The following is a 24,794-nucleotide window of genomic DNA, read 5'->3' on the forward strand; positions in this document are numbered from 1 at the left end:
AACGTGGCCGGGAACGCTCCGAAGCTCGCTGCGCGGTTCGTCGACACCGCGCTCGGCAAGATCCGCGTGCAGGTCAGCCAGGGCACCGGGCCCGCGGTGCTGCTGTGGCCCAGCCTGCTGATGACCGGGGACCTCTGGGCCGGCCAGGCCGCGAGGTTCGGTGCCAGCCACCGTCTGGTGCTGGTCGATCCGCCCGGCCACGGCGGCAGCGAGCCCCTGCGGTCGGCCTTCACGTTCACCGACTGCGCCCGCTGCGTCGTCGACCTGCTGGACGGGCTCGGTATCGACAAGGCCCACATCGTCGGCAATTCCTGGGGCGGCATGATCGGCGCCACGTTCGCGGCGCGGCACCCCGACCGCCTCGACCGCGCCGTCCTGATGAACTGCACGGCGTCGAAGGCCGGCGTCCTGCAGAAGGTGAAATACGCGGCCATGTTGCGCACGGCCGCGGCGCTGGGCGGCCTCCGGCCCCCGCTGACACGGTCGGCCCTGCGCGCGTTCCTCGGGCCGACGTCGCTGCGCACCCGGCCGGACGTCGTCGAGACCGTGCGCGCCAGCCTGCGGGCGGTCAACATCGATTCGGCCCGCTGGGCGGTCCGCAGCGTGGTCCCCGCTCGGCCGGACCAGCACGCGCTGCTGCACACCATCTCGGCCCCGGTCCTGGTGGTCGCCGGCGCCGAGGACGCCACCTTCCCCGTCGCGGAAACCCGGGCCATGGCGGAGTCGATCCCCGGCTCGTCGTTTCGCGTGCTCGACGGGATCGCACACCTCGCGGCGCTGGAAGACCCGGCCCGGGTGAACGGCCTGCTGCAAGATTTCTTGTTCGGATCGCCGCGGTGAGGCCGCGGTAGTCCCTAGGACAATCCGTGGAAATACCTCCGAAACACGCCGCACGTAGCTTCGGAAGCGAAGGCCTATCGGGAGGGCGACATGGGAGGTCTCAAATGCGGGGCCGGCGGATTGCGCGCCGGCCCTTCAGCCAAGCGGTGATCGCCGATGGCGCCGGCGCCGACGAAAACGCACTGCCCGTATTGCTCGTTGCAATGTGGGATCACGCTCGACACATCAGGGGGCCGCGTCGAGCTCGCTCCACAGCGTGACTTTCCCACCAATCGCGGTGGGCTGTGCGCAAAGGGGTGGACCGCGGCTGACCTGCTGGGTCACCCGGACCGCTTGACCGGTCCACTGATTCGCGACGATCGTGGCTCTCCGTTGCGACGGGCCAGCTGGAACGAGGCGCTGGAGCGGGTCGTCGCCGCCTTCCAGCGGGCGCAGCGCGACCACGGGCCGAATGCGGTGGGCTGCTTCGGCGGTGGTGGCCTGACCAACGAAAAGGCTTACCAGTTGGGCAAGTTCGCCCGCGTCGCGCTGCGCACCTCGGCGATCGACTACAACGGACGGTTCTGCATGTCGTCGGCGGCGGCGGCGACGAACCGCTCGTTCGGTATCGACCGCGGATTGCCGTTCCCGCTGGCCGATATCGCGCAGGCGGACGTGATTCTGCTGGTCGGCAGCAACCCCGCCGAGACGATGCCTCCGGCGATGCAGTTCTTCGACGAGGGCCGGGACGGCGGCGCCAAGCACATCGTCGTGGACCCCCGGCGTACCGCGACCGCCGCTCGGGCCGACCTCCACCTGCAGCCCGTCCCCGGCACCGACCTGGCGCTGGCCAACGGCATGCTCAATGTCATTGCCCGCGAGGGACTTATCGACGAGGAATACGTCGCTGCGCGCACCACGGGCTTCGAGGCGGTGCGCCGGGGCGTGCGCCTCTACTGGCCGGATAGGGCCGAACGGATCACCGGCGTGCCCGAGAACGACATCGTCGTCGCGGCGCGGATGCTCGCCAAGGCCGATCGCGCGATGATCTTGACCGCCCGTGGCGCCGAGCAGCACAGCTCCGGCACCGACACGGCGCAAGCCTTCATCAATCTCGCGCTTGCGCTGGGCCTGCCGGGCCGTCCGTTCAGCGGGTTCGCCACCATCACGGGTCAGGGCAACGGGCAGGGCGGCCGCGAACACGGGCAGAAGTGCGACCAGCTCCCGGGATATCGCAGACTCGACGATCCGGTCGCGCGGGCCCACGTGGCGCGGGTATGGGGAATCAACCCAGCCGACCTCCCCGCACCGGGCCAATCGGCGTACGAAATGCTCAGCGGGATGGGCAGTTCGGGCGGCGTGCGCGCGCTGTGGGTGCTGGCGTCCAACGTCGCGGTGTCGGCGCCGAATGCGCTGCACGTGGCCGAGAGGCTCAAGGCGCTCGACTTCCTGGTGGTCTCCGACATCTTCTTGTCCGAGACGGCCGCGCTGGCCGACGTGGTGCTGCCCACATCCCAGTGGGCCGAAGAGTCGGGAACCATGACGAACCTGGAGGGCCGCGTCATCATGCGTCGTGCCGCGATCGCGCCGCCCGGCGACGTGCGTTCAGACCTCGACGTGATGAGCGATCTTGCCAAGAGACTGGGCGCACAGGGCTTTTCGGCAGATCCAAAGGAAGTCTTCGAGGAGCTGTCCCGAGCGAGCCAGGGCGGGAAGGCCGACTACCGCGGAATCAGTTACGAACGAATCGAGGCCGGCGACGGGGTGTTCTGGCCGTGCCCGTCCGCGATGTACCCCGACACCCCTCGGCTGTTCGTCGAGGACTTCCCGACGCCTGACCGGCGCGCACACTTTCATGTGACCGAACAACAGGGTGCGGCGGAACTGCCTGATGACGACTACCCGTACTACCTCACGACCGGGCGCGTGTTGCGCCAATACCAGTCCGGTACCCAAACCCGCAGAGTCGCCGCGCTCGCCGACGGCGACGGCGGACCGGTGGCCCAGCTGCATCCCACGCTGGCGCGGCGGGTGGGGGTGGGCGACGGGGAGAAGGTCCGTCTGACCACCCGCCGCGGCGAGGTCGTGATGACCGCCCGCATGGACCGCGGCATCCGGCCGGACACCGTCTTCGCGCCGTTCCACTGGGGCGGTGCGGCGTGCATCAACCGGCTGACAAATCCGGAACTGGACCCGCACTCCCGGATGCCGTCGTTCAAGGTTTGTGCGGTCGCAGTGTCCCCGGCCGGCGCCGACGCCGAGCCAGTCACATCAAGGGAGGGAGATTGAACGCATGGGTGATGACAGCACGCCCCGATTCCTGCAGGGCGCCTTCATATTCGACGGCAAGGGCTACGATGCGCCGGCGTTGCTCGACGCGTCGCTGCGTTACGTGGTGCCGGCCGGGTCGGTCGCCCAGCCGGTCTACTTTCGCGGCGGTAACAGCACGGACGAGCTGATCACCATCGTGCTGATGCGCGACGGCGCCCCGATGCGCTACTTCCCGATCGGCGCCAAAGACGCCGTGCACGTTCCGCTGCGGGTCGTCGAAGACCTGCTCGCCGACACCGTCCTCGAGGTCTCCGTCGCCGCGCCCGACGGATTCAGCGGGACGGTGTTCGTCGACATCGGACTGGTCGAGATCTAGTCACCGAAGGAAGCCGCATGACACTCTTGGCCAAACCCGAAACAAACGGCCACAATTCGGTCCGTCAGGCAACCCTGGTCGTGATCGGCAACGGCATGGCGGGCGCCCGCGCCCTCGAGGAGATCCTGGCCCGCGGTGGGGGCGAGCGATTCGCCATCACCGTGTTCGGCGACGAGCCCTACGGCAACTACAACCGGATTCTGCTGTCGAACGTGTTGGCCGGTTCCGATGACGTCGGCGAGATTTACCTGAACCCGCTGGACTGGTACTCCGACAACGACATTGACCTGCGCGCGGGGGTGCGCGTGGTGAGCATCGATACGTTCGCGCACCTCGTGCACGCCGACGACGGCACCACCGTGCGGTACGACAAGCTGGTCCTTGCCACGGGCAGCCGGTCGTTCTTCCCGCCGGTGGACGGCATCTGGCTGGACAACAAGGAACTGGCGCCCGGCGTGTTCGGCTTCCGCACCCTCGACGACTGCGCCGGCATGATCGAGTTCGCCGAAGGGCGACGCCGGGCCGCCGTCGTCGGTGGTGGCCTCTTGGGGCTCGAGGCCGCGCGGGGCTTGCAAAACCGGGGGCTGCAGGTCGGGGTCGTGCAAGGCGGTCCCACGCTGATGAACGCCCAACTCGACGACCAGGGCAGCGGCATCCTGCGGCGCCTCGTCGAGGCGCTGGGCATCGAGGTGCATACGGGCAAGAAGACCACCCGGATGCTCACCCAGGACGGTCTGCCATCGGCGATCGAGTTCGCCGACGGTAGCCGGCTGCCCTGCGACATGGTGGTGATGGCGGCCGGCATCCGGCCCAACGTCGGTCTTGCGGTGCGCGCCGGTTTGACGGTGGAACGCGCCATCGTCGTCGACGACCAAATGCGGTCGGTCGACGACGGCGACGTCTACGTGGTGGGGGAATGCGCGCAGCACCGCGGGCAGGTCTATGGTCTGGTTGCGCCCCTGTGGGAGCAGGCCGCGGTGCTCGCCGACCATTTGACCGGGACGAATCCTCATGCGGCATACCATGGGTCGCGCACCGCTACCAAGCTCAAGGTCGCCGGCGTGGACGTTGCGGCGATGGGCATCAAGAGCCCAGAACGCGACGACGACGAGTTCGTGCAGTACTCCGAGCCCCGGCGCGGGGTGTACAAGACCGTGGTGGTGCGCGACGACAAGCTGGTGGGGGCCACGCTGGTCGGCGACGTCAGCAAGGTGGCCTTCCTGATGCAGGCCTTCGACCGTGGGCTGCCGCTGCCGCCCGAGCGCGTGTCGCTGATGTTCGACATCGGCGGCGCGCCGGACGAAGCGACCGGGGCCGCCGAATTGTCCGACGACGCGCAGGTATGCAACTGCAACGGCGTGAACAAAGCCACCATCGTCGACTGCGTCAAGGGCGGCCAGACGTCGGTCGAGGGCGTGATGTCGGCAACCCGGGCCGGCAAAGGCTGTGGGTCATGCAAGGGCCTGGTCGCCCAGATCGTCGAGTGGGCCGCCGACGGTGCGGTTTCCGAAGACGCCGAGGCGAATTGGTACGTGCCCGGTGTGCCCTATGAGAAACCGGAGTTGATGCGCAAGGTTCGCGAGCTCGGATTGCACTCGGTCTCTTCGGTCTTCGCCGCGCTGGCGCCGGAAGGCCGCGAGGACGCCGGATCCAAGATGGCGCTGGCCTCGTTGCTGCACATGATGTGGGGTGACGAATACGTCGACGAACGCGACGGCCGCTTCATCAACGACCGGGTGCACGCCAACATCCAGCGCGACGGAACCTTCTCCGTGGTCCCGCAGCTGAAGGGCGGCGTGACGAACTCCGAGCAGCTGCGCAAGATCGCGGACGTCGCAGACAAGTACCGGATCCCGATGATCAAGCTCACCGGCGGCCAGCGCATCGATCTGCTCGGTGTGCGCAAGGAGGACTTGCCGTCGGTGTGGTCGGATCTCGGGATGCCGTCCGGGTACGCCTACGGCAAGAGCTTCCGCACCGTGAAAACCTGTGTAGGAAGCGATTTCTGCCGATACGGTGTCGGGGATTCCACGGCGCTGGGTATCGCGATCGAGGAGCGTTTCCAAGGGATACCCAGCCCCGGCAAGATGAAGTTGGCCGTGACCGGCTGCCCGCGCAATTGCGCCGAAGCGCTGTGCAAGGACGTCGGCGTCGTCGCGATCGAGGGCGACCAATGGCAGATCTACGTCGGCGGTGCGGCCGGCTCACACGTCCGCAAAGGCGATCTGCTCGCCACCGTGGACACCCATGACGAGGTGATCACGCTGACCGGGCGTTTCCTGCAGTACTACCGCGAGAACGCCAACTGGCTCGAGCGCACCTACGACTTCGTGCCCCGCGTGGGGATCGACCGGATCCGGGGCATCGTGGTCGACGACAGCGACGGCATCGCCGACGAGCTGGACGCGCACATGCAGATGTCGGTCGACTCCTACCGTGACCCATGGGTCGACGGTCGAAATCCCGCCACGGTCAACCAGTTCGGCTCGTCCCTGCCGCTGATCCCGCTGCCTCAGGTGCCGGTCCGATGAGCGGCGTCAACCTGGGCCCGGTGGATCAGATACCGGTCGGGGAGGGCCGCACCTTTGTCGTCGAGGGCCGGCAGATTGCGGTGTTCCGGTTACGGGACGGGTCGCTGCGCGCACTGGACGCCGTGTGCCCGCACCGCGGCGGTCCGCTCGCCGACGGGCTCGCCGACGCCCGGGTCGTCATCTGCCCGCTGCACGGCTTCACCTACGACCTGGCGACGGGGTGCGAGGTCTCGGGCGGCGCGTCGGTCACCGCCTACCCCGTCCACGTGGACAACGGAACGGTTCAGCTGTCGGTAGACGGGAAGGTCCACGCCTGATCGCTGAACCATTCCGCTCCCTGGCGCGTACACCAACGGTGGATTAGCCGAACAAAGATCGGGGTATCGGTGGAATGCTGGCGAGCGCGGCACGCGTCAGCGTGCAGGCTGTTGCTGGTGCGTCGTCGCAACGTCCCTCCCCGGGGCCGAGCGTGGGTCGCCCGGTCGGGCAGGACGCGAGGGACGTGAATGCTGGGTCATCTCTACGATCAGGCGCTCGGCGGCGAGCGATGTTGGATTCGCCACGACGACGGCGAGCTGCGGCCGCTCCCGGCGCACCGCTGGTTGGGGGTGCGATGTCCCGACGATGTATGTCCCGGTGATGGATCTGAGGATGCCTTCGACGAAGTCTTCGACGAAGCCGTCACCCAGATGTGCACCGGGCCGACGATCGAATTGGGTTGCGGCCCGGGCCGATTGGTGGCCCGACTGATTCAGCGGGGGATACCCGCCCTGGGCATCGACCGGTCCGTGACCGCGATCCGGCTGGCGGGCCGCGGCGGCGCGCCGGCCCTGCTCGGCGATGTGTTCGACCCGCTGCCCGGCGTGGGTCTGTGGCAGACGGTGTTGCTGGTCGACGGCAACGTCGGCCTCGGCGGAGACCCGTGCCGCATCCTGGGGCGGGCCGCCGAGCTGCTGGCGCGAGGCGGGCGGTGCGTCGCCGAATTCGACGCCGAGAACATCGGCATCCGTTCGCGCTGGGTCCGGCTGGAGTCCGCGTGTGAGGTCGGCCCCTGGTTTCGGTGGGCGTCGGTCGGCGTGGACAGCGCCGCGGCGCTCGCCGCGCAGGTGGGACTGACGTTGATCGGTTTCCGCCTGATCGGCGGCCGCGTGATCGCCTGCCTGGCGGCGATGTGAGCGTGTCGCGACCGGCCTTCTCCGCAGCGAGTGGCAAACTCCGCCGCCCCTCCCAACACGCCGAACCGGCACAGGGCAACCACGGCCCTGACGCCTTTCCGATGTCGGGGGATGCGTCGACGCAAACGTCAGTTTTGGACCTGGCGCCGGGGGTACGCTGCCCTCACACGACGGCAAGGAGGCCGAGTATGACATCGTGCGCGAAATGGTTGCTGCGGGCGCGTCCCGGCGACTACGCGCTGGCCCTGAGCGTCGCCGGTGCTTCGCTGCCGGTCGTCGGCAAGCACCTCGAGCCCTTGGGCGGCCTGACCGCGATGGGCATCTGGGGCGCCCGGCACGCCCCCGACTTCCTCTCCGGAATGGCCAAGCCGCGTCAGGCAAAGGAAGCCGCCGAGTCCGTCCGCGGCGACAACGTCAGCATTCAGGACGTGTCCGTCGCGGCCCTGCGGGGCATCGTGTCGGCCGCCGATCTGGAGCTGGAATGGCCCGCGGCGGTACGGACGCCGCCGATTTGGGACGCGATGCGTCAGCGCCGCTACCTCCACCGCCGCGCGGTCCACTATGGGGACCACCCCGCGCAGGTACTCGACGTCTGGCGCCGCAAGGACCTGCCCGCGCAGCCCGCACCGGTGCTCATCTTCGTGCCGGGCGGCGCCTGGGTGCACGGCAAGGCCATGGGTCAGGGCTCGGCCCTGATGTCCCGGTTGGCCGAGCAGGGTTGGGTGTGCCTGGCGATCGATTACCGCGTCGCCCCGCACCACCGCTGGCCGCGCCACATCGTCGACGTCAAGACGGCCATTGCGTGGGCGCGCGCCAATGTCGACAAGTTCGGTGGCGACCGCGATTTCGTTGCGGTGGCGGGTTGTTCTGCCGGCGGCCACCTGTCCGCGCTGGCCGGGCTGACCCCCGACGACCCGCAGTACCACGCGAAGCTGCCCGAAGGGGCGAACACCTCGGTGGACGCCGTCGTCGGCATCTACGGTCGCTACGACTGGGAGGACCGGTCGACCCCCGAGCGGGACCGGTTCGTCGACTTCTTGGAGCGGGTCGTGGTCAGGCGCAGGATGGAGCGCCACCCCCAAGTGTTCCGCGACGCGTCGCCGATGGCGCGCGTGCATCGAAATGCGCCGCCGTTCTTGGTGATTCACGGCAGCAAGGACAGTGTCATTCCCGTCGAGCAGGCGCGCGGCTTCGTTGACCGGATGCGGGCGGTATCGCATTCGATGGTGGGCTACCTGGAGCTGCCCGGCGCGGGCCACGGCTACGACCTCATCGACGGGGAGCGGGCGGGCGCCGCGGCGCACGCGACTTCGCTGTTCCTGAACCAGGTTTACCGCGCCAAGACAAACGCGGCCAAAGAGGTTATCTGAACCGCCGCCGCTGAGTATGGTCCCTTTATGGGTCAGGGGCAGCGGTGAAACGGCTGAGCGGGTGGGATGCGGTCTTGCTCTACAGCGAGACGCCGAACGTGCACATGCACACGATCAAAGCCGCTGTGATCGAACTCGATTCCGATCGCCTTGACTTCGGTATCGACGCGTTTCGCGAAGTCATCCGCGCCCGCCTGGGCAAGCTGGAGCCGTTCTGCTACCAGCTGGTCGAGATCCCCTTCAAGTTCCATCACCCGATGTGGCGGGAGAACTGCGAGGTCGACCTCGACTACCACATCCGCCCCTGGCGGCTGCCCGCACCGGGCGGCCGGCGCGAGCTGGACGAGGCCATCGGACGCATCGCCAGCACGCCGTTGGACCGCAGCCGCCCCCTGTGGGAGATGTACTTCGTTGAAGGCCTGGCGAACAACCGGATCGCGGTGGTCGGCAAGATCCACCACGCGCTCGCCGACGGGGTCGCGTCGGCCAACCTGCTCGCCCGCGGCATGGACTTGCAGCCCGGGCCCGAGGGTGGCCCGTACAAGTCCGACCCCGCCCCCAGCCCGCGGCAGCTGATGGGCTCGGCGTTCGCCGACCACCTGCGTCACGTCGGGCGGATCCCGGCGACGATCCGCTACACCGCGCAGGGGCTGGGCCGGGTGCGCCGCAGCTCGCGCAAGCTGTCGCCGGAGTTGAGCCGGCCGTTCGAACCGCCCCCCACCTTCATGAATCACAAGATCACCCCGGAGCGCCGGTTCGCCACCGCCACCCTGGCGCTGGCCGACGTCAAGGAGACCGGGAAGCGGCTGGGCGCGACGATCAACGACATGGTCCTCGCCATGGCCACCGGCGCGCTGCGCACCCTGCAGCTGCGCTACGACGGCCAGGCCGTGCCGCTGCTGGCGTCCGTGCCGATGAGCTTCGACTTCTCCCCGGAGCGGATCTCCGGCAATCGCTTCACGGGTGTGCTGGTCGGCCTGCCGACCGATTCTGACGACCCGCTGGAGCGGGTGCAGTGCAGCCACGAGAACGCGATCGCCGCCAAGGAGAGCAACCAACTGATGGGGCCGGAACTGGTGAGCCGGTGGGCGGCCTACATGCCGCCCGCGCCCACCCAGGCCTTCTTCCGTTGGGCGGCAGGCCGTGACGGCCACAACAAGATCCTCAACCTGAACATCTCCAACGTGCCGGGTCCGCGTGAGCGGGGCCGGGTGGGCGGCGCGCTGGTCACCGAGATCTACTCGGTGGGCCCGTTGACCGCCGGCAGCGGCCTCAACATCACCGTGTGGAGCTATGTGGACCAGCTCAACATCTCGGTGCTGTCCGACGGCGCCACGCTCAAGGACCCGCATGAGGTGACCGAGGCCATGGTCGCTGACTTCATCGAAATCCGCAGGGCCGCAGGGCTTTCCGAAGAACTGACCGTTGTCGAGGCCGCGATGGCGCCGGCCTGAGGGTCGCCGGCGAAAACGCGACTCTCGACTGGTGCCAGTGCCATTTCCGTCGACCGCTACCATCTTCTCGAGTAAGCAGCCACTCCTACCCGAAGGAGCTGTGTGGCCGTGAGCGAAGACGCCAACGAACCCGAAGTCCTGGTCGAACAGCGGGATCGGATCCTGATCATCACGATCAACCGGCCCAAGGCCAAGAACGCGGTCAACGCCGCGGTGAGCCGGGGCCTGGCCGACGCCATGGACCGGCTTGACGGCGACAGCGGCCTGTCGGTGGGCATCGTGACCGGGGCGGGCGGCTCGTTCTGCGCCGGCATGGACCTCAAGGCGTTCACCCGAGGCGAGAACGTCGTCGTCGAGGGCCGCGGCATGGGCTTCACCGAACGCCCGCCGGCCAAGCCGCTGATCGCTGCGGTGGAGGGATACGCCCTGGCCGGCGGCTGTGAGCTGGCGCTGGCCACCGACCTGATCGTGGCGGCTCACGACTCGGCCTTCGGGATTCCGGAGGTGAAGCGTGGGCTGGTCGCCGCGGGCGGGGGTTTGTTGCGGCTGCCGGAGCGCATCCCGTATGCGATCGCCATGGAGCTGGCGCTCACCGGCGACCAGCTCTCGGCCGAGCGCGCGCATGCGCTGGGCCTGGTCAACGTGTTGGCGGAGCCGGGGAAGGTGCTAGACGCGGCCGTCGCGCTGGCCGAGAAGATCACCGCGAACGGCCCGCTCGCGGTGGCGGCCACCAAACGGATCATCGTCGAGTCGGGCGGTTGGAGCCGCGACACCAGGTTCGCCGAGCAGATGAAGATCCAGGTTCCGGTCTTTACGTCGAACGACGCCAAGGAGGGCGCGATCGCCTTCGCCGAGAAGCGCCCACCACGCTGGACGGGCACGTAAGCCGCCAAGTTACACTATGGCTTAGTTTTGTAAACCATCGGCGAACCGGAAAGACCGAGGATGAGCATTTCGCTGCTGCTCGAGATGGCCGCGTCTAGCAACCCCGAGCGCACGGCGGTGGTCTCCGGGGACATGCGGCTGACGACGCAGCAGCTCAGCGACCTGGCCGACGGCGGCGCCGGCGTGATCGCGGGGTCGGGCGCCGAGCACGTCGCGTACGTGGGCACCGGCGGCGCCACGCTGCCGGTCCTCATCTTCGCCGCCGCACGGGCCGGGCTGCCCTTCACCCCGATCAACTACCGGTTGTCCGCCGACGGCATCCAGGCGCTGATCGAGCGCCTGCCCGAACCCCTGGTGATCGTCGACGACCGCTACCGGGACATGGTCGGAGAGGCTTCCGGCCGGCTGATGACCACCGACGACTTCCTGGCGGCCGCGGAGGGGAGCGAGCCGGCGGCGGAATTCCCCGACCCCGACTCGGTCGCGATCGTGCTGTTCACCTCGGGCACCACCTCGCAACCCAAGGCCGTCGAGCTGTCGCACAACAACCTGACCAGCTACGTGACCGGCACGGTGGAGTTCGAATCGGCCGCCGAGAGCGACGCCGCGTTGATCTGCGTGCCGCCCTATCACATCGCCGGGGTGGGCGCCGCCCTGTCCAACCTGTACGCCGGCCGCAAGATGGTCTACCTCCCGAATTTCGATGCCCAGGAATGGGTTCGGCTGATCAACGCGGAGAACGTGACCACCGCGACCGTGGTGCCCACCATGCTGGACCGCATCGTCGCGGCGCTGGAGACCGACGGCCACGAACTGCCGTCGCTGCGCAACCTGGCGTACGGCGGTTCGAAGGTGGCGCTGCCGCTGGTCCGCCGGGCCCTCGAACTGCTGCCCGGCGTGGGCTTCGTCAACGCCTACGGCCTGACCGAGACCAGCTCGACGATCGCGGTGCTGACCCCCGACGACCACCGGGCGGCGCAGGCCGCCGAAGCGCCCCAGGTTGCCAGGCGGCTGGCGTCGGTCGGGCAGCCGGTGCCCGGCATCGAGATCGAGATCCGCGACGAGGACGGCAACGTCCTCGGACCGGGTGAGACCGGCGAGCTGTTCGTCCGCGGCGAGCAGGTTTCCGGGCGTTACACCGGAATTGGCTCGGTGCTCGACGAAAATGGTTGGTTCCCAACCAAAGACATCGCCATGCTGGACGAGGATGGCTACCTGTACATCGGCGGACGCAGCGACGACACCATCATTCGCGGCGGAGAGAACATCGCGCCCGCCGAGCTCGAAGAGGTGTTGGTCGAACACCCGCACGTCAGGGATGTCGCGGTGGTGGGCGTGGAGGATCCGCAGTGGGGCCAGGCGATCGTCGCGGTGGTGGTGCCCCGCCCCGGTGCCGAACCGGATCCCGAGGATCTGCGCGAGCACGTCCGAAAGAGCTTGCGCGGGTCGCGAACTCCGGACCGGGTGGTGTTTCGCGACGAACTGCCCACGACCCCCACCGGCAAGGTTCTTCGCCGGGAGATCATCGAGATGCTAGAAGGGCTACGTGCATGATCAAGAATGGAACCCGCCTGGCCAGCCAGGTGTGTGACACGCAGGTGATCGTCGTCAGGAGCGCCGACAGCCTCGACGATTTGCGTTGTGGCGGTGCGCCGATGGTGCCGATCGGCGCCGAGCGCTCCGGCGAGCTGGACCCGGCTTTCGCCGACGGGACCGTGATGGGCAAGCGCTACGTCGACGAGACCGGCGCGGAGGTGCTGGTGACCAAGCCGGGCGCCGGGAGCCTGAGCGTCGGCCAAACCGCGCTGCAGCTCAAAGAAGTCAAGCCGCTGCCGGCCAGCGACTGAGGAGTCACTCCGCGATATTGTTGCGCAGCACGAATTCCCTTGCCTTGATGAGGAATTCGAGCTGTTCCCCGACCTGGCGCAGTGGGTCGATGCTGCCGGTCGAGCGGGACAGCACGATGGCACCCTCCAGTGAGGCGATCGACATCACCGCCAGCGAGGCGGCGCACGGCTCATCGAAGCCGTCGTGGGTGAACGCCCGGGTCAGCGCGGCGCACCAGCGGCCCAGGATGGCGGCGGCCTCGTCGGAAAGCGCGGCGTCGTCGGCGTCCGAGCCGATCGCCGCGGCGACCACGGGGCAGCCGGCGTTGAAGCTGCCCTCGGTCAGCAGACGCTCCCAGAAGTCGACGAACTTGCCCAGTAGCACCCGGGCGCCTTGCTCGGCGGCGTCGTCGATCATCGCCGTGATCGAGTCCCCGGAGTAGCGCAGCGCCTCGATCAGGATCTGATTGCGGCCGTCGGGGAAGTGGTAGTACACGGAGCCGCGCGGCGCGCCGCTGCGGGCGAGCACCGCGTCGATGGTCACTCCCGCGGCACCGCGTTCACGCATCACCTCGGCGGCGCTGGCCAACATCTTCTTGCGCGTGCCGCCGCGCTTCGTCGGGGTCAGATCCTGCACTGATTCGCTCGTGGTCGCCACTCTCGTGCCTCCCGTGGCCAACGTCATGCAGCGGGTGAATGCCGCAGTACCGGCCAATGCATGCTGCGCGGGCTGAAGCGGAAATTCCGGCGCTTCAGGTCGGGCATCTCGCGGGTGAATTGATAACCGCCGATGTTCAACTCGATGATCCACATGATTCTCTCCCGGCCTATGCGCCGACCATGATTATGCTGAGAAGCATATAAGACAGCGGTCCAGTAAGCAAGTTTTATTCCCTATGTAACGCCAGGTGCACGGGAGATGCCGCTGAAGGGCATCCGGGACCCGTGGTTAACGCAGACGTCACAAGCTGGTTTCTATGCTTTATTGCATAATTTGCCGGGCTGGGGCGCGGGGATGCGGTGCGCTCACACACAGCACCGACCGCGCGCTCGCCGCTGGTCGCGGTGAGCGCGCGGTCGACGAGCGGGCGTCAGCCCTCGATTGTGTGGCCCATCGGCATGAGCACGCTCTTCTGCTGGGTGAAGTGCTCCACGCCTTCGGGGCCGTTCTCGCGGCCGATGCCGGAGTTCTTGTAGCCGCCGAACGGGCAACAGGGGTCGAACGCGTACCAGTTGATCCCGTACGTCCCGGTGCGGATTTTCTCCGAGACCGCGATGCCGCGCTCGATGTCGGTGGTCCACACGCTGCCGGCCAGACCGTACACCGAGTCGTTGGCGATCTTGATCGCGTCCTCTTCGGTGTCGTAGGGGATGATGCTGAGCACGGGCCCGAAGATCTCCTCTTGGGCGATCGTCATCTTGTTGTCGACGTCGGCGAAGACGGTGGGCTGCACGAAGAAGCCGCTGTCCAGGCCCTCGGGGCGGCCGCCGCCGCAGACCAGCCGCGCGCCCTCCTCGATACCCTTGGCGATGTAGCCCTCGACGCGGGCGCGTTGCTTCTCGGAGATCAGCGAACCGATCTGGGCGGCCGGGTCCGTCGGCAGGCCCACCGGCAGCGCCTGCACGAAAGTGCTTACCGCATCCACGATTTCGTCGTAGCGCGAGCGCGGGGCCAGGATGCGTGTCTGGGCCACGCAGGCCTGGCCGGTGTTCATGATGCCGGAGAACACCAGCATCGGGATGGCGGAGGGCAGGTCGACGTCGTCGAGGACGATGGCCGCCGACTTGCCGCCGAGCTCCAGCGTGCACGGCTTGAGCATCTCCGCGGCGCGGCGGCCGATCTCCTTGCCGACGGCCGAGCTGCCGGTGAAGGAGAACAGGTCGACGTTCGGGTTGGAGGTCAGCGCCTGCCCGGTCTCGATCCCGCCGGGCACCACCGACAGCACGCCCTCGGGCAGTCCGGCCTCGGTGAACGCCTCCGCCAAAGCGTTTGCGCTGAGCGGGGTTTCGGCGGCCGGCTTCAGCACCACGGTGCAGCCGGCCAGCAGCGCCGGGCCCAGCTTGTTGACGGCCAGGAAAAGGGGCACGTTCCACGCGACGATTGCGCCCACCACGCCGATGGGCTCGCGGTGCACGATGCTCTGCCCGTAACCGCCGGTGCGGATCTCCTTCCACTTGACCTGGTCGACGGCCGGGCCGGCGAAGAAGTTCAGCGCCCCGATCGAGCTCATCCAGTGCATCGTCTCGACGCTGGTCGGCGGCTGGCCGGTTTCGGCCGCGAGCAACTCGGTGAACAGGTCCTTGCGCTCCTCCATCACCTTGAGCGCGTTGGCGATCACGGCCGCGCGCTCCTTGGGCGGCGTCGTGGGCCAGGGTCCGTTGTCGAAGGCGGCGCGGGCCGCGGCGACCGCGGCGTCGACGTCGGCGGCCGCCGCAAGCGGCACCTTGCCGACGTATTCACCGGTGGCCGGGCAGCGCACCTCGATCACCTCGTCGGTCGACGGCTCGGTCCACTTGCCGCCGATGAAAAGCTTGTCGTATTCCGTCTTGCTGTCGGCCATCTGCGCCGTTCCTCCTCATTGCCTCCGCGCTGCATCGTTGCCGGCGCGCATGGGCGCCACCCTACCCAAGCCGACGCGAAACGAGAACACGTTTCACTATTGGGGTCGCAGGACGAGCACCAGATTGCTCACCAGGAACTCGCGGAGCAGCGGGACCGAGGTCAACCACCATGCCCATCGGGGGTGGTAGCGGGGAAATGCGGCCACCGCCGCCCCCGTGCTGGCGGCCCACGTCAGGCCGTCGGCCGCGGACACGGCGAACAACGACGACCCGTAGTTGTTTTTCGCCGGACGCCCGTGTTTGCGAGCGTAGCGGGCGGCGGCGCGCGCGCCGCCGAGGTAGTGGGTCAGGCCCATCTCGTGCCCGCCGAACGGCCCCAGCCAGACCGTGTAGGAGAGCACGGCCAGCCCGCCGGGCTTGGTCACCCGCAGCATTTCGGCGCCGAGCCGCCACGGCCGCGGCACGTGTTCGGCGACGTTGGACGACAGGCAGATGTCCACCGAGTCGTCGGCGAACGGCAGTGCCGTCCCGGAGGCGCGCACGAAGTTTCCGGCGCCCCCCGCGGGCGCCGGCCCGGCCGCGTGCATCTCGCTCGGGTCGGGTTCGACGCCCAGGTAACGGATCCCGGCGTCGGCGAACGCGGCCGAGAAGTAACCGGGCCCGCCGCCGACGTCGAGCAGGCTGCGGCCGGCCGGGGATTCGCCGTGCGTGGCCAGCCAGAGATCACTCACCATCGCCGCGGTGTCCGCCGCGAGCGCGCCGTAGAAGCGGGCCGGGTCCGACTGCTCGAAGCGGAACTCGGACAGCAGCCGCAGCGCGCGGGCCAGGGTCGCCCGCCGCGCGAAAACGCGGGTGGGATCCGGGGTCGCGGCCACCGGCCAACCCTACGCAGCGCCGGTGCTCGTCGTTCCCGGGCTAGGCTGACCAGTGATGTCTGGTCTGCGCTCCGTGCTCCTGCTGTGCTGGCGCGATACCGGGCACCCGCAGGGCGGCGGCAGCGAGGCCTACTTGCAGCGCATCGGCGCGCAGCTGGCCGCGCGCGGCATCGCCGTCACGCTGCGTACGGCCCGTTACCCCGGGTCGCCGCGCCGGGAGGTGGTCGACGGTGTGCGCATCGACCGCGCCGGCGGCCGGTACTCCGTCTACGTCTGGGCTTTGCTCGCGATGGCCGGGGCGCGGCTGGGGCTCGGACCGCTGCGACGGGTGCGGCCCGACGTGGTCGTCGACACCCAGAACGGCCTGCCGTTCCTCGCCCGGCTGGTGTACGGCCGGCGGGTGGCGGTGCTGGTGCACCACTGCCACCGCGAGCAGTGGCCGGTCGCCGGTCCCGTGCTCGGCCGGCTCGGCTGGTTCGTCGAGTCGACGCTGTCGCCGCGGCTGAACCGGCGCAATCAATACGTGACGGTGTCGCTGCCGTCGGCGCGCGACCTGGTGTCCCTCGGGGTCGACAACGCGCACATCGCGGTGGTGCGCAACGGCCTCGACGAGGCCCCGGCCCGAACGCTGTCCGGCCCGCGCGCCGCCGCGCCGCGGGTGGTGGTGCTGTCGCGGCTGGTGCCGCACAAGCAGATCGAGGACGCGCTGGAGGCCGTCGCGCAGCTGCGGCCGCGCATGCCCGGTCTGCACCTCGACATCGTCGGCGACGGCTGGTGGCGGCAGCGGCTCGTCGACCACGTCAGCCGGCTGGGCATCTCCGGCGCGGTGACCTTCCACGGTCACGTGGACGACGTCACCAAACATCATGTGCTGCAAAGCGCTTGGGTGCAGCTGCTGCCCTCGCGCAAGGAGGGTTGGGGCCTGGCGGTCGTCGAGGCGGCCCAGCACCGGGTGCCGACCATCGGCTACCGATCCTCGGGCGGCCTGTCGGACTCGATCGTCGACGAGGTGACCGGGATCCTGGTGGACACCCACGCGGAGCTGGTGGTCCGCCTCGAGGAGCTGCTTTCCGACCCGGTGCTGCGCGACCAGCTCGGCGCCAAGGCCCACGCCCGAAGCGGCGAGTTCTCGTGGCGGCAAAGCGCCGACGCCATGCACACGGTCCTCGACGCCGTGCGGACCGGCCACCCGGTCAGCGGCGTGGTGTAACGCCGAGCGCCGGCCCGGCGAGAGTCGACCCCCAAGCGCCGACCCGCGAGACTTAATCCCTGGCGGCGTTTGTCGGCGGCGTGTCGTCACCGTGGTTTAAGTGTCGCGGAAGCGCCGCCGACCGCGAGCGCCGCGCGCTGACCAATGCGCCGGCCCCGCCCACCAGCAGCGCCGCCAGCCACGCCAGATGCGCGATCAGCGTCGCCGTGCGCGCGCCCGCGGGCACCCCGGCGGTGTCGCCGCCGATCCGGTAGAGCGCGATGTCCTCGTCGCGGTAGACCGGCGGCAACGCGTCGAGGGTGCGGGCCGACGCGCCCATGTCGCCGGCGGTGTCCGATTCGACGACCAGCCAGCCGACCCCGGCCTGGGCCAGCGCGGCCGGGTGGGGTCCGGCCAGCAGCAACTGCTGCACCGCCCGGGCGCGGCTGCCCTCGCCGGGGATGACGGTCCCCGAGATGGCCAGGTCGCCCGTGCTCAGCACGTCCGCGCGCACCCAGCGGGGCAACGGATCCAGCACCGGGGCGCGGCCCGACCAGCTGTAGAGCCGCATGGTGCCGGCCGGCAACACCGCCACCGTCGCGGGCCGTTCGTTGATCGCGGCGGCCACCGCGGCCCACCCGCGCGGATACTGCACCGGCGACACCTGGCCCCACACGCCCAAGGCGAGGTCGGGCAGGGCGAAGATCAGCGCGAGGCAGCAGACCGGCGCCGTGACCGCCGGCCACACCCACTTCTGCAGCGTCACTACCGCGCCCGCGCCCGCCAGCGCGTACCCCGGTACCGCCAGCGCCACCCATTTCTGCCCGTCCCGCAGCACCCCGAAGGCGGGCACGGCGTCGACCACCGCACCCAGCAGGTGCAGGCCCGGGCCAGTGGCCAGCGCGGCCGGCACCAGCACGGCCGCCGCCGCCAACGCCAGCAGCGGACGCGCCGCCGGGCGCCGCAGTACCGTCGGCAACCCGGCGGCCACGACGCCCAACAGCACCACGGCCGACGCCACCGCGAACAGGGTGGTCCGCGAGATCGGCACGGCCTCGCCGTTCCAGATCCCCCCGAGGCCGGCCAGGCTGCCGAGCGTGCCCAGGCCCGGCTCGGCGCGCGGCGCGAACGCGTCGACCCCCAAGGTGTTCGCGACCGTGTGGGGGGCCAACGACGCGCCCACGACCGCCGCGGTCAGCCAGGGCAGCGCCGCCACCAGCGCGGCGCCCAGCGCCACCGCGGCGCACAGCCAGCGAGGCCGGCCCGCGGCGGGGGCGGCGACGCACACGAGCCCGACCGTCGCGGCGAGCAACAGACCGGTCGGCGTCAGCCCGGCGAGCGCGGTCCAGAAGGCCAGTCCGAAGAACGAGCCGGCGCCCGTTCGCAGCGTCAGCATCGTCGTCGCGATCCAGGGCAGGCAGCCGTAGCCGACCAGCAGGCTCCAGTGGCCCTGCAGCAGCCGCTCGGCGACGTAGGGGTTCCAGATCGCCAGGGTGGTGGCGACGAACTGTCCGGCCATGCCCGCGTCGGGTAGCGCCGCCGCGACCAGCCGGGCCGCGCCCCAACCGGCAAGCCAGAGCCCCAGGACCAGCATCGCCTTGACCACGACGCCGCCGTTGAGCACGTGCGAGGCCAGCGCCATCGCGAAGTCTTGGGGCGTCGCCCGCGGCGCGGCCGTCAGCCCCAGCGCGGTGTCCGACACATACGAGCGCGGTGTCGACACCGCGTCGCGCAGCAGCAGGTAGCCGGGCTTGAGCAGCGGTCCGACCACCAGCAGCGCCAAGGCCAGCGCGTACCCGGGCCGGGTCCAGCGCACGCGGCGGGCTATTCCCGTTCGGGCGGGCTGGTGGGCTCGGGGGGCCCGGGTTCGGGTGGCTCGTCGGAGCCCAGGGTGGGCGCGTCCGCACCGGGATCATCGTGCGCCGTGGGGCGCTGTGTGGGCAGCTTCTCGGTCTCGGCCTCGGCGCCGGGGACCGGCTCCTCGAGCCCGCTGCGGCCGAAGAAGTCCTGGTCACCCCGGTCCAGGCCGGGATCGGTCACCGCGCTCTCGGTGCGCAGGCTGAACGAGGCGAGCAGGCCGCCGGCGACCAGCGCGATCAGACCGACCGCGGTGAACGTGATCGGCAGCACCCGCGACCACAGCGAGAGCCGGTCGCGCTCATCGCGGGCGGCGTTGACCTGCGATTCGACGGTGTCCTGGTTGGAGGTCACCTTGTAGTCGGCCAGCGTCAGTTCCGGCTTGAGCGGATCGCGGGCGAAGTAGTGGTTGGCGTGCTCGGTCTCCTTGACGATGGTGCCCGACACCGGGTCCACCCAAAATGTCCGCTGCGCGGCGTAGTAACGGGTCATGGTGATCTGCTCGTTGGGGTCGCCGCCCTGGATGCCCCACATCGATGCCGACGTGGTCTGCTTGGCGTCCTCATTGCCGGCCATCAGCGACGGGTAGGCCACGGGGGCCACCAGCTTGCCGTCGGCGTTGTAGCCGATGTTCTGGGTGAACTTGTAGGTGGTCAGGCCGTTGACGTCTTCCTGGCTGTCGTAGTTGACGTCGAACGGCTTCTGCGCGATCGGATCGAAGTAGGGGTACGTCTTCTTCTCGGTGTGGAACGGGAACCGGTAGGCCAGCCCGTCGTGCCGCAACGGCATCGCGGTGGGCGGGTTCTCGTCGTTGAAGGCGCGCGGCTTCTGGACCGAGCCGCCGGTGTGGGTGTCGTCGGACACGGCCATCGCCGTCTTGCGGTTGAGGGTGACGGTGTCGACGATCGCCAGCAGCAGGCCGCTGTCCTTCTGCTTGTCGGTGCGCCGCACCGAGCTGCCGACCTGCAGCGTGACCACGTCGGCGTTCGCCGGCGATTCGACGCTGATCTGCTGCTGGGACACCAGCGGGACGTTTTGGTTGACGACGACGTGATCGGTCGACAGCGACGCGGCGTCGAGCGCGGTTCCGGTGCCGTCGCTGATCAGCGTGGCGTCGATGTCGAGCGGGACCTTGGTGATCCGGTTGGTGGTGTAGGTCGACAACAGCAGGGCGGCGATCAGCAGGGCGGCGCCCAGTCCGATGATGCCGCATGCGGCAAACCGCAACATGACTGCTCGGTTCACGTTGCTGTGCCCTCCTAGTGCTCTCGCTATGCGCCGTCGGCCGCGACCCACCCCGACCTGAGCAAGCACCGAGGCAAACCCGTTTGACCCTAACAGCAGAACGTAAGGGCTCGACTTACGAACCTGTTGCCCCGTCCTTCGGGTCTACCCATTCGTTCCCCGACGCCGCGGATGCAAACTGTGGGGGTGACCGATGGCCGACAGGTGGGCGGGACCCGCAGCTTCCTGCCCGCGGTGGAGGGGATGCGCGCGTGCGCGGCCATGGGCGTGGTGGTCACGCACGTCGCGTTCCAGACCGGGCACTCCAGCGGCGTCTCCGGGCGCCTCTTCGGCCGCTTCGATCTGGCCGTCGCGGTGTTCTTCGCCTTGTCGGGCTTCCTGTTGTGGCGCGGACACGCCGCGGCGGCGCGCGGCCTGCGGCCGCGCCCACGGACCGGCCACTACTTGCGGTCGCGGGTCGTGCGCATCATGCCCGCCTACCTGGTGGCCGTCGTCGTCATCCTGTCGCTGCTGCCCGACGCAGACCGCGCCAGCCCGACCGTGTGGTTGGCCAACCTGACCCTCACCCAGATCTATGTGCCCCTCACCCTGACCGGCGGGCTGACCCAGATGTGGAGCCTTTCCGTCGAAGTCAGCTTCTATCTGGCCCTGCCGATCCTGGCGCTGCTGGCCCGGCGCCTGCCGGTCGGCGCGCGGGTCCCGGCAATCGCCGCGCTGGCGGCGCTCAGCTGGGCGTGGGGCTGGGTGCCCCTCCATTCCGGGTCCGGCACCAACCCGCTCAACTGGCCGCCGGCGTTCTTCTCCTGGTTCGCCGCGGGCATGTTGCTCGCGGAATGGGTGCACAGCCCGATCGGCCTGCTACTGCGCTTGGCGCAGAAAAAGGCGGGCCGGGTCGTGATGGCCGTCGTCGCCGTGCTGGCCTATCTGGTGGCGGCCTCCCCGCTCGCCGGCCCCGAGGGCCTGATTCCCGGCACCGCAACGCAGTTCGCGGTGAAGACGGCTGCGGGCTCGCTGGTGGCGTTCGCTTTGGTCGCCCCCCTGGTGCTGGACCGGATCGATACGCCGCACCGGCTGCTTGGCAGCACCGTCATGGTGACGCTGGGACGGTGGTCCTACGGCCTGTTCGTGTGGCACCTGGCCGCGCTGGCCATGGTGTTCCCGGTGCTCGGGACGTTCGCGTTCACCGGCCGGATGCCCTCGGTGTTGGCGCTGACGCTGATCTTCGGGTGGGCGATCGCCGCGGTCAGCTACGCGCTGGTCGAGTCGCCCTGCCGAGAAGCGTTGCGGCGCTGGGAGAAACGAGAGCGGCCGACCGCAGCCGACGCGGCCGACGAAGTCGCCGACGCCGAGGCAGACGCGATCGCGCCTTAGCCGGTGCGGTCCATCCACTCCTCGAGTGTGTCCGCGGACGGCAGGCAGATGGCCCGGTCGATCTTCTTGAACAGGTCGGCCCCGTACTCGACGGTCGATCGGACGAGATTGCCCAACGCCTCGACGTGGATGCCGTCGGTCAGCAGGTAAGCGTTCTCACCGACCACGCTCACGTGGCCAGGCAGGGCGGTCTCGCGCACAAACGCCTTGGGCCAATGGGTTTCGCGGTTCCAGTCGTTGACCAGTTCCATCAGCCGCGGCCGCTCGGTCGCGTCGTAGTGCCCCGCGGGGCTGATCGAGATCTCGAAGATGTCCCGCCGCAGGCCGTTGATCCGCAGGGTCACGTGCAGCCTGCCGCGCTCGTAGCTGGGGAGCATCATGAACTCCTCGCCGTCGTCGCTGCGGAAGAAGCGCAACTCGCGCGATCGCAGATAACGTTCGATCAGCTCGGTGCTCAATGGTTCGATCTGCATGGCCCGATCATGGGGCGGGGGCCTTGGAGAATTCTTGGTGCCCGTCAGCTCGCTTCCGCGGCCGCCAGGCGCTCGATGATCTCGGCGCGCACCGCCGAACGCCGCGCCTTGCCGGCGTCGTCGCGCAACGGGGTGTCGACGAATTCGACGAACGCCGGCACCTTGTACCCCGCGATGCTTTCGCGCAGGAATTCCCGCGCACCCGCGGCGTCCAGCGTGGAACCCTCGGCGGTGTGCACCAGCGCGTAGGGCACCTGACCCAGGTCGCCCGAGTTCGGGTCGGGCACACCGACGACGAGGCAGGACAGCACATCCGGGTGCGCCGACAAGGCGTTCTCGATCTCGGCGGGGTAGACGTTGCGGCCGCCCACGGTGAACATGTCCACCCGGCGGTCGGACAGGTAGAGGAAGCCGTCGGTGTCGAAATGGCCAAGATCCCCAAGGGAATCCCAGCCGTCGCGGGATTTGGCGGTGGCGCCGACGTAGCGGTAGGTGGGCGCGCTGCCGGGGGCGGGCCGCATGTAGATCTCGCCGACCACGCCGGGCGGGCACGGGTTGCCGTCGTCGTCGAGCACCCGCATCTCGCCGGCGACCACCACGCCGACCGAGCCGCGGTGGGTCAGCCACTGGTCCCCGGAGATGAAGGTGAGCGCCTGTAATTCGGTGCCGCCGTAGAGTTCCCAGACCACCTCGGGGCCCAGCAGATCGATCCAGGCCTGCTTGATCGCCGGCGGGCACGGCGCGCCCATGTGCCAGAACCGGCGCAGCGACGACAGGTCGTAGGACCCGGGATCGGCGTGGTAGACGGGCAGTGTCCGCTGCATGATCGTCGGCACCGTGGTCAGGAACGTGACGCGGTGATCGGTGATCAGCCGCAGGAATCGGTGCGGGTCGAACCGGCTCATCACCACCAGGTGATGGCGCATCAGCAGCGCGATGGTCGCGGTGCTGAACCCGGTGTTGTGCGACAGCGGGATCGGCACCAGCGTCGTGTCGCCGGGCTGCGCACCCAGCGGGTAGCCGACCGCCGCCGGTATCCGGCTGTCGCCCGCGGATTCGATGAGCTTGGGCCGGCCGGTGCTGCCGCCGGACCCCATCGCCTTCCACACCGGCGATACCGCTTCCGGCAGCGGCCGCTCGGAGCATTCCCGACCGGGCGTGAAACCCGCTGGGACGCTGGGTATCTCGGGATGCTCGCGGCCGACGAGCAGCGCGGGCGGCCGCAGGTCCAGCAGCCCCTGCAGTTCCGCGTCCGGCAATCGCGCCGACAGCGGCTGCGGCACCGCGCCCAGCTTCCAGCACGCCACGGCGGCCTGGATCCACTCCACGGAGTTGGGCAGCACCATCGTCACGTAGTCGCCGACGCCCACGCCGCGGTCGGCGTAGGCGCGCGCCAACCGGTTCGTCGAGGCGTCGAGTTCGGCGCGGGTGAGGGTCAGGCCGTCGCAGGTGACGGCGGGCTCGTCGGGCGCGAGCGCTGCCAGTTCCGCGATCTGGGTGCCGATCGGCGGGACCGGCTCACTCATATGCGCCCTGCCGCTCGAAGATGCGGCGGGGGTTGTCGACCAGCATGGTCTTCAGTTGCTCGTCGGTGACGCCACGCTCCTTGAGCGCGGGGATGACGTCGTTGTGGATGTGCAGGTAATGCCAGTTCGGCGCCATCTGTGGCACGAGGTCTTCGGGCAGCGCGTCGAAATAGCAGTTCGCGTCGTGCGAGAGCACCATCCTGTCGGCGTGCCCGCGCTCGCACATCTGTGCCACGATCTTCACCCGCTCCTCGAACGGCGAGATTACGTCCAAGCCGAACCGGTCCATCCCGAGATACGAGCCCGCGGCGATGAGCTCCTCGAGGTACCCGATGTCGGTGCTGTCACCGGAATGGCCGATGACCACCCGGGTCAGGTCGACGCCTTCCTCTTCGAAGATGCGTTGCTGTTCGAGCCCGCGCCGCAGCCCGGCGTGGGTGTGGGTGGAGATCGGCACCCCGGTGCGCTTGTGCGCCTGCGCGACGGCGCGCAGCACCCGCTCGACGCCGGGGGTGATGCCGGGCTCGTCGGTGGCGCACTTGAGAATCCCGGCCTTGACGCCGGTGTCGGCGATGCCCTGCTCGATGTCGCGGACGAACATCTCCGTCATGATCTCCGGGCCGTCCAACATGCCGCCCGGGCCCTCGTAGTGGAACCGGAACGGCACGTCGTTGTAGGTGTAAAGCCCGGTCGCCACAACGATATTCAGCTCGGTGGCCGCCGCGACGCGCGCGATGCGCGGAATGTAGCGGCCCAGGCCGATCACGGTCAGGTCGACGATGGTGTCGACCCCGCGGGACTTCAGCTCGTTGAGCCGATCGATGGCGTCGGCCACCCGCCGGTCCTCGTCGCCCCAGGCTTCCGGATAGTTCTGGGCGATCTCGGTGGTCATGATGAACACGTGCTCGTGCATGAGGGTCACGCCCAGATCGGCGGTATCGATGGGGCCGCGGGCGGTATTGAGTTCTGACACGTGACTGATGCTAGGT

The 24,794-nt window shown here is 69.3% G+C and carries 22 protein-coding genes; 13 read left to right on the forward strand and 9 right to left on the reverse strand.

Annotated elements, in window-relative coordinates; all coding sequences use genetic code 11:
- The first annotated feature begins 60 nt into the window (after positions 1–60).
- The 11 genes from BRW65_RS20080 to BRW65_RS20130 all read left to right on the forward strand — a co-directional run bounded on the left by BRW65_RS20080 (position 61) and on the right by BRW65_RS20130 (position 12,728).
- Positions 61–840: an alpha/beta fold hydrolase gene (locus tag BRW65_RS20080; protein ID WP_432206443.1), complete on the forward strand. Its 780-nt coding sequence runs from the start codon at positions 61–63 to the stop codon at positions 838–840.
- 156 nt (positions 841–996) lie between these two features.
- Positions 997–3,108, forward strand: coding sequence for a molybdopterin oxidoreductase family protein (locus BRW65_RS20085; RefSeq protein ID WP_073877538.1), 2,112 nt, complete (start codon positions 997–999; stop codon positions 3,106–3,108).
- 4 nt (positions 3,109–3,112) lie between these two features.
- Complete coding sequence (locus tag BRW65_RS31825) at positions 3,113–3,466, forward strand: molybdopterin oxidoreductase (RefSeq protein WP_073877540.1); 354 nt, start codon at positions 3,113–3,115, stop codon at positions 3,464–3,466.
- A 17-nt stretch (positions 3,467–3,483) separates the two neighbouring features.
- Positions 3,484–5,997, forward strand: coding sequence for a nitrite reductase large subunit NirB (gene nirB, locus BRW65_RS20095; RefSeq protein WP_073877542.1), 2,514 nt, complete (start codon positions 3,484–3,486; stop codon positions 5,995–5,997).
- The gene (locus BRW65_RS20100) at positions 5,994–6,314 is read left to right on the forward strand and encodes a Rieske (2Fe-2S) protein (protein ID WP_073877544.1); all 321 of its coding nucleotides are present in this window, start codon (positions 5,994–5,996) and stop codon (positions 6,312–6,314) included. The genes nirB and BRW65_RS20100 overlap by 4 nt, the downstream gene beginning before the upstream one ends.
- 189 nt (positions 6,315–6,503) lie before the next feature.
- The gene (locus BRW65_RS20105; protein ID WP_073877546.1) at positions 6,504–7,172 is read left to right on the forward strand and encodes an SAM-dependent methyltransferase; all 669 of its coding nucleotides are present in this window, start codon (positions 6,504–6,506) and stop codon (positions 7,170–7,172) included.
- A 188-nt stretch (positions 7,173–7,360) separates the two neighbouring features.
- Positions 7,361–8,542, forward strand: coding sequence for an alpha/beta hydrolase (locus BRW65_RS20110; protein ID WP_073877548.1), 1,182 nt, complete (start codon positions 7,361–7,363; stop codon positions 8,540–8,542).
- A 44-nt stretch (positions 8,543–8,586) separates the two neighbouring features.
- Positions 8,587–9,996: a WS/DGAT/MGAT family O-acyltransferase gene (locus BRW65_RS20115; RefSeq protein ID WP_073877550.1), complete on the forward strand. Its 1,410-nt coding sequence runs from the start codon at positions 8,587–8,589 to the stop codon at positions 9,994–9,996.
- A gap of 108 nt (positions 9,997–10,104) precedes the next feature.
- Positions 10,105–10,881, forward strand: coding sequence for a crotonase/enoyl-CoA hydratase family protein (locus BRW65_RS20120; protein ID WP_073877665.1), 777 nt, complete (start codon positions 10,105–10,107; stop codon positions 10,879–10,881).
- Between the two features lie 60 nt (positions 10,882–10,941).
- Positions 10,942–12,435 (forward strand): class I adenylate-forming enzyme family protein, encoded by a 1,494-nt coding sequence (locus BRW65_RS20125; RefSeq protein WP_073877552.1) that lies wholly within the window; start codon positions 10,942–10,944, stop codon positions 12,433–12,435.
- The gene (locus BRW65_RS20130; RefSeq protein WP_046184624.1) at positions 12,432–12,728 is read left to right on the forward strand and encodes a hypothetical protein; all 297 of its coding nucleotides are present in this window, start codon (positions 12,432–12,434) and stop codon (positions 12,726–12,728) included. Before BRW65_RS20125 ends, BRW65_RS20130 begins: the two co-directional genes overlap by 4 nt.
- A 4-nt stretch (positions 12,729–12,732) precedes the next feature.
- Here the strand turns inward: BRW65_RS20130 and BRW65_RS20135 are convergent, their stop codons facing one another.
- The 4 genes from BRW65_RS20135 to BRW65_RS20145 all read right to left on the reverse strand — a co-directional run bounded on the left by BRW65_RS20135 (position 12,733) and on the right by BRW65_RS20145 (position 16,144).
- The gene (locus BRW65_RS20135; protein ID WP_073877666.1) at positions 12,733–13,299 is read right to left on the reverse strand and encodes a TetR/AcrR family transcriptional regulator; all 567 of its coding nucleotides are present in this window, start codon (positions 13,297–13,299) and stop codon (positions 12,733–12,735) included.
- An 89-nt stretch (positions 13,300–13,388) separates the two neighbouring features.
- Positions 13,389–13,520 carry a hypothetical protein gene (locus BRW65_RS32690; protein WP_279627683.1) on the reverse strand — a complete coding sequence of 44 codons (132 nt, stop codon included), beginning with the start codon at positions 13,518–13,520 and terminating at the stop codon, positions 13,389–13,391.
- A 278-nt stretch (positions 13,521–13,798) separates the two neighbouring features.
- Positions 13,799–15,268: an aldehyde dehydrogenase gene (locus BRW65_RS20140; RefSeq protein ID WP_073877554.1), complete on the reverse strand. Its 1,470-nt coding sequence runs from the start codon at positions 15,266–15,268 to the stop codon at positions 13,799–13,801.
- A 96-nt stretch (positions 15,269–15,364) separates the two neighbouring features.
- Positions 15,365–16,144: a class I SAM-dependent methyltransferase gene (locus BRW65_RS20145; protein ID WP_073877556.1), complete on the reverse strand. Its 780-nt coding sequence runs from the start codon at positions 16,142–16,144 to the stop codon at positions 15,365–15,367.
- Positions 16,145–16,199: 55 nt separating this feature from the next.
- Here BRW65_RS20145 and BRW65_RS20150 point away from each other — a divergent pair, with 55 nt between their 5' ends.
- Entirely contained in the window at positions 16,200–17,354 is a 1,155-nt protein-coding gene (locus tag BRW65_RS20150; protein ID WP_073877558.1) for a glycosyltransferase family 4 protein, read from the forward strand.
- A 52-nt stretch (positions 17,355–17,406) separates the two neighbouring features.
- Here BRW65_RS20150 and BRW65_RS20155 read toward each other — a convergent pair whose 3' ends face one another.
- Both BRW65_RS20155 and BRW65_RS20160 read right to left on the reverse strand, forming a co-directional pair.
- On the reverse strand, positions 17,407–19,149 hold the full coding sequence (locus BRW65_RS20155; RefSeq protein WP_073877560.1) for a hypothetical protein: 1,743 nt from the start codon (positions 19,147–19,149) through the stop codon (positions 17,407–17,409).
- Between the two features lie 8 nt (positions 19,150–19,157).
- The gene (locus tag BRW65_RS20160) at positions 19,158–20,435 is read right to left on the reverse strand and encodes a DUF3068 domain-containing protein (protein ID WP_167374073.1); all 1,278 of its coding nucleotides are present in this window, start codon (positions 20,433–20,435) and stop codon (positions 19,158–19,160) included.
- 171 nt (positions 20,436–20,606) lie between these two features.
- Between BRW65_RS20160 and BRW65_RS20165 the strand changes: the two genes are divergently transcribed.
- On the forward strand, positions 20,607–21,806 hold the full coding sequence (locus BRW65_RS20165) for an acyltransferase family protein (RefSeq protein ID WP_139273189.1): 1,200 nt from the start codon (positions 20,607–20,609) through the stop codon (positions 21,804–21,806).
- Here BRW65_RS20165 and BRW65_RS20170 read toward each other — a convergent pair.
- Genes BRW65_RS20170 through BRW65_RS20180 form a run of 3 tightly spaced genes read right to left on the reverse strand, consistent with a single transcriptional unit; the run spans position 21,803 to position 24,778 of the window.
- Positions 21,803–22,279 (reverse strand): YbjN domain-containing protein, encoded by a 477-nt coding sequence (locus tag BRW65_RS20170; protein ID WP_073877564.1) that lies wholly within the window; start codon positions 22,277–22,279, stop codon positions 21,803–21,805. The two genes, BRW65_RS20165 and BRW65_RS20170, sit on opposite strands and share 4 nt — an antisense overlap.
- A gap of 44 nt (positions 22,280–22,323) precedes the next feature.
- Entirely contained in the window at positions 22,324–23,805 is a 1,482-nt protein-coding gene (locus BRW65_RS20175) for an AMP-binding protein (protein ID WP_073877566.1), read from the reverse strand.
- Positions 23,798–24,778 carry a phosphotriesterase-related protein gene (locus BRW65_RS20180; protein ID WP_073877568.1) on the reverse strand — a complete coding sequence of 327 codons (981 nt, stop codon included), beginning with the start codon at positions 24,776–24,778 and terminating at the stop codon, positions 23,798–23,800. The genes BRW65_RS20175 and BRW65_RS20180 overlap by 8 nt, the downstream gene beginning before the upstream one ends.
- Between the last annotated feature and the right edge of the window lie 16 nt (positions 24,779–24,794).

Source organism: Mycobacterium paraffinicum, from assembly GCF_001907675.1.
Classification (GTDB): Bacteria; Actinomycetota; Actinomycetes; order Mycobacteriales; family Mycobacteriaceae; genus Mycobacterium; species Mycobacterium paraffinicum_A.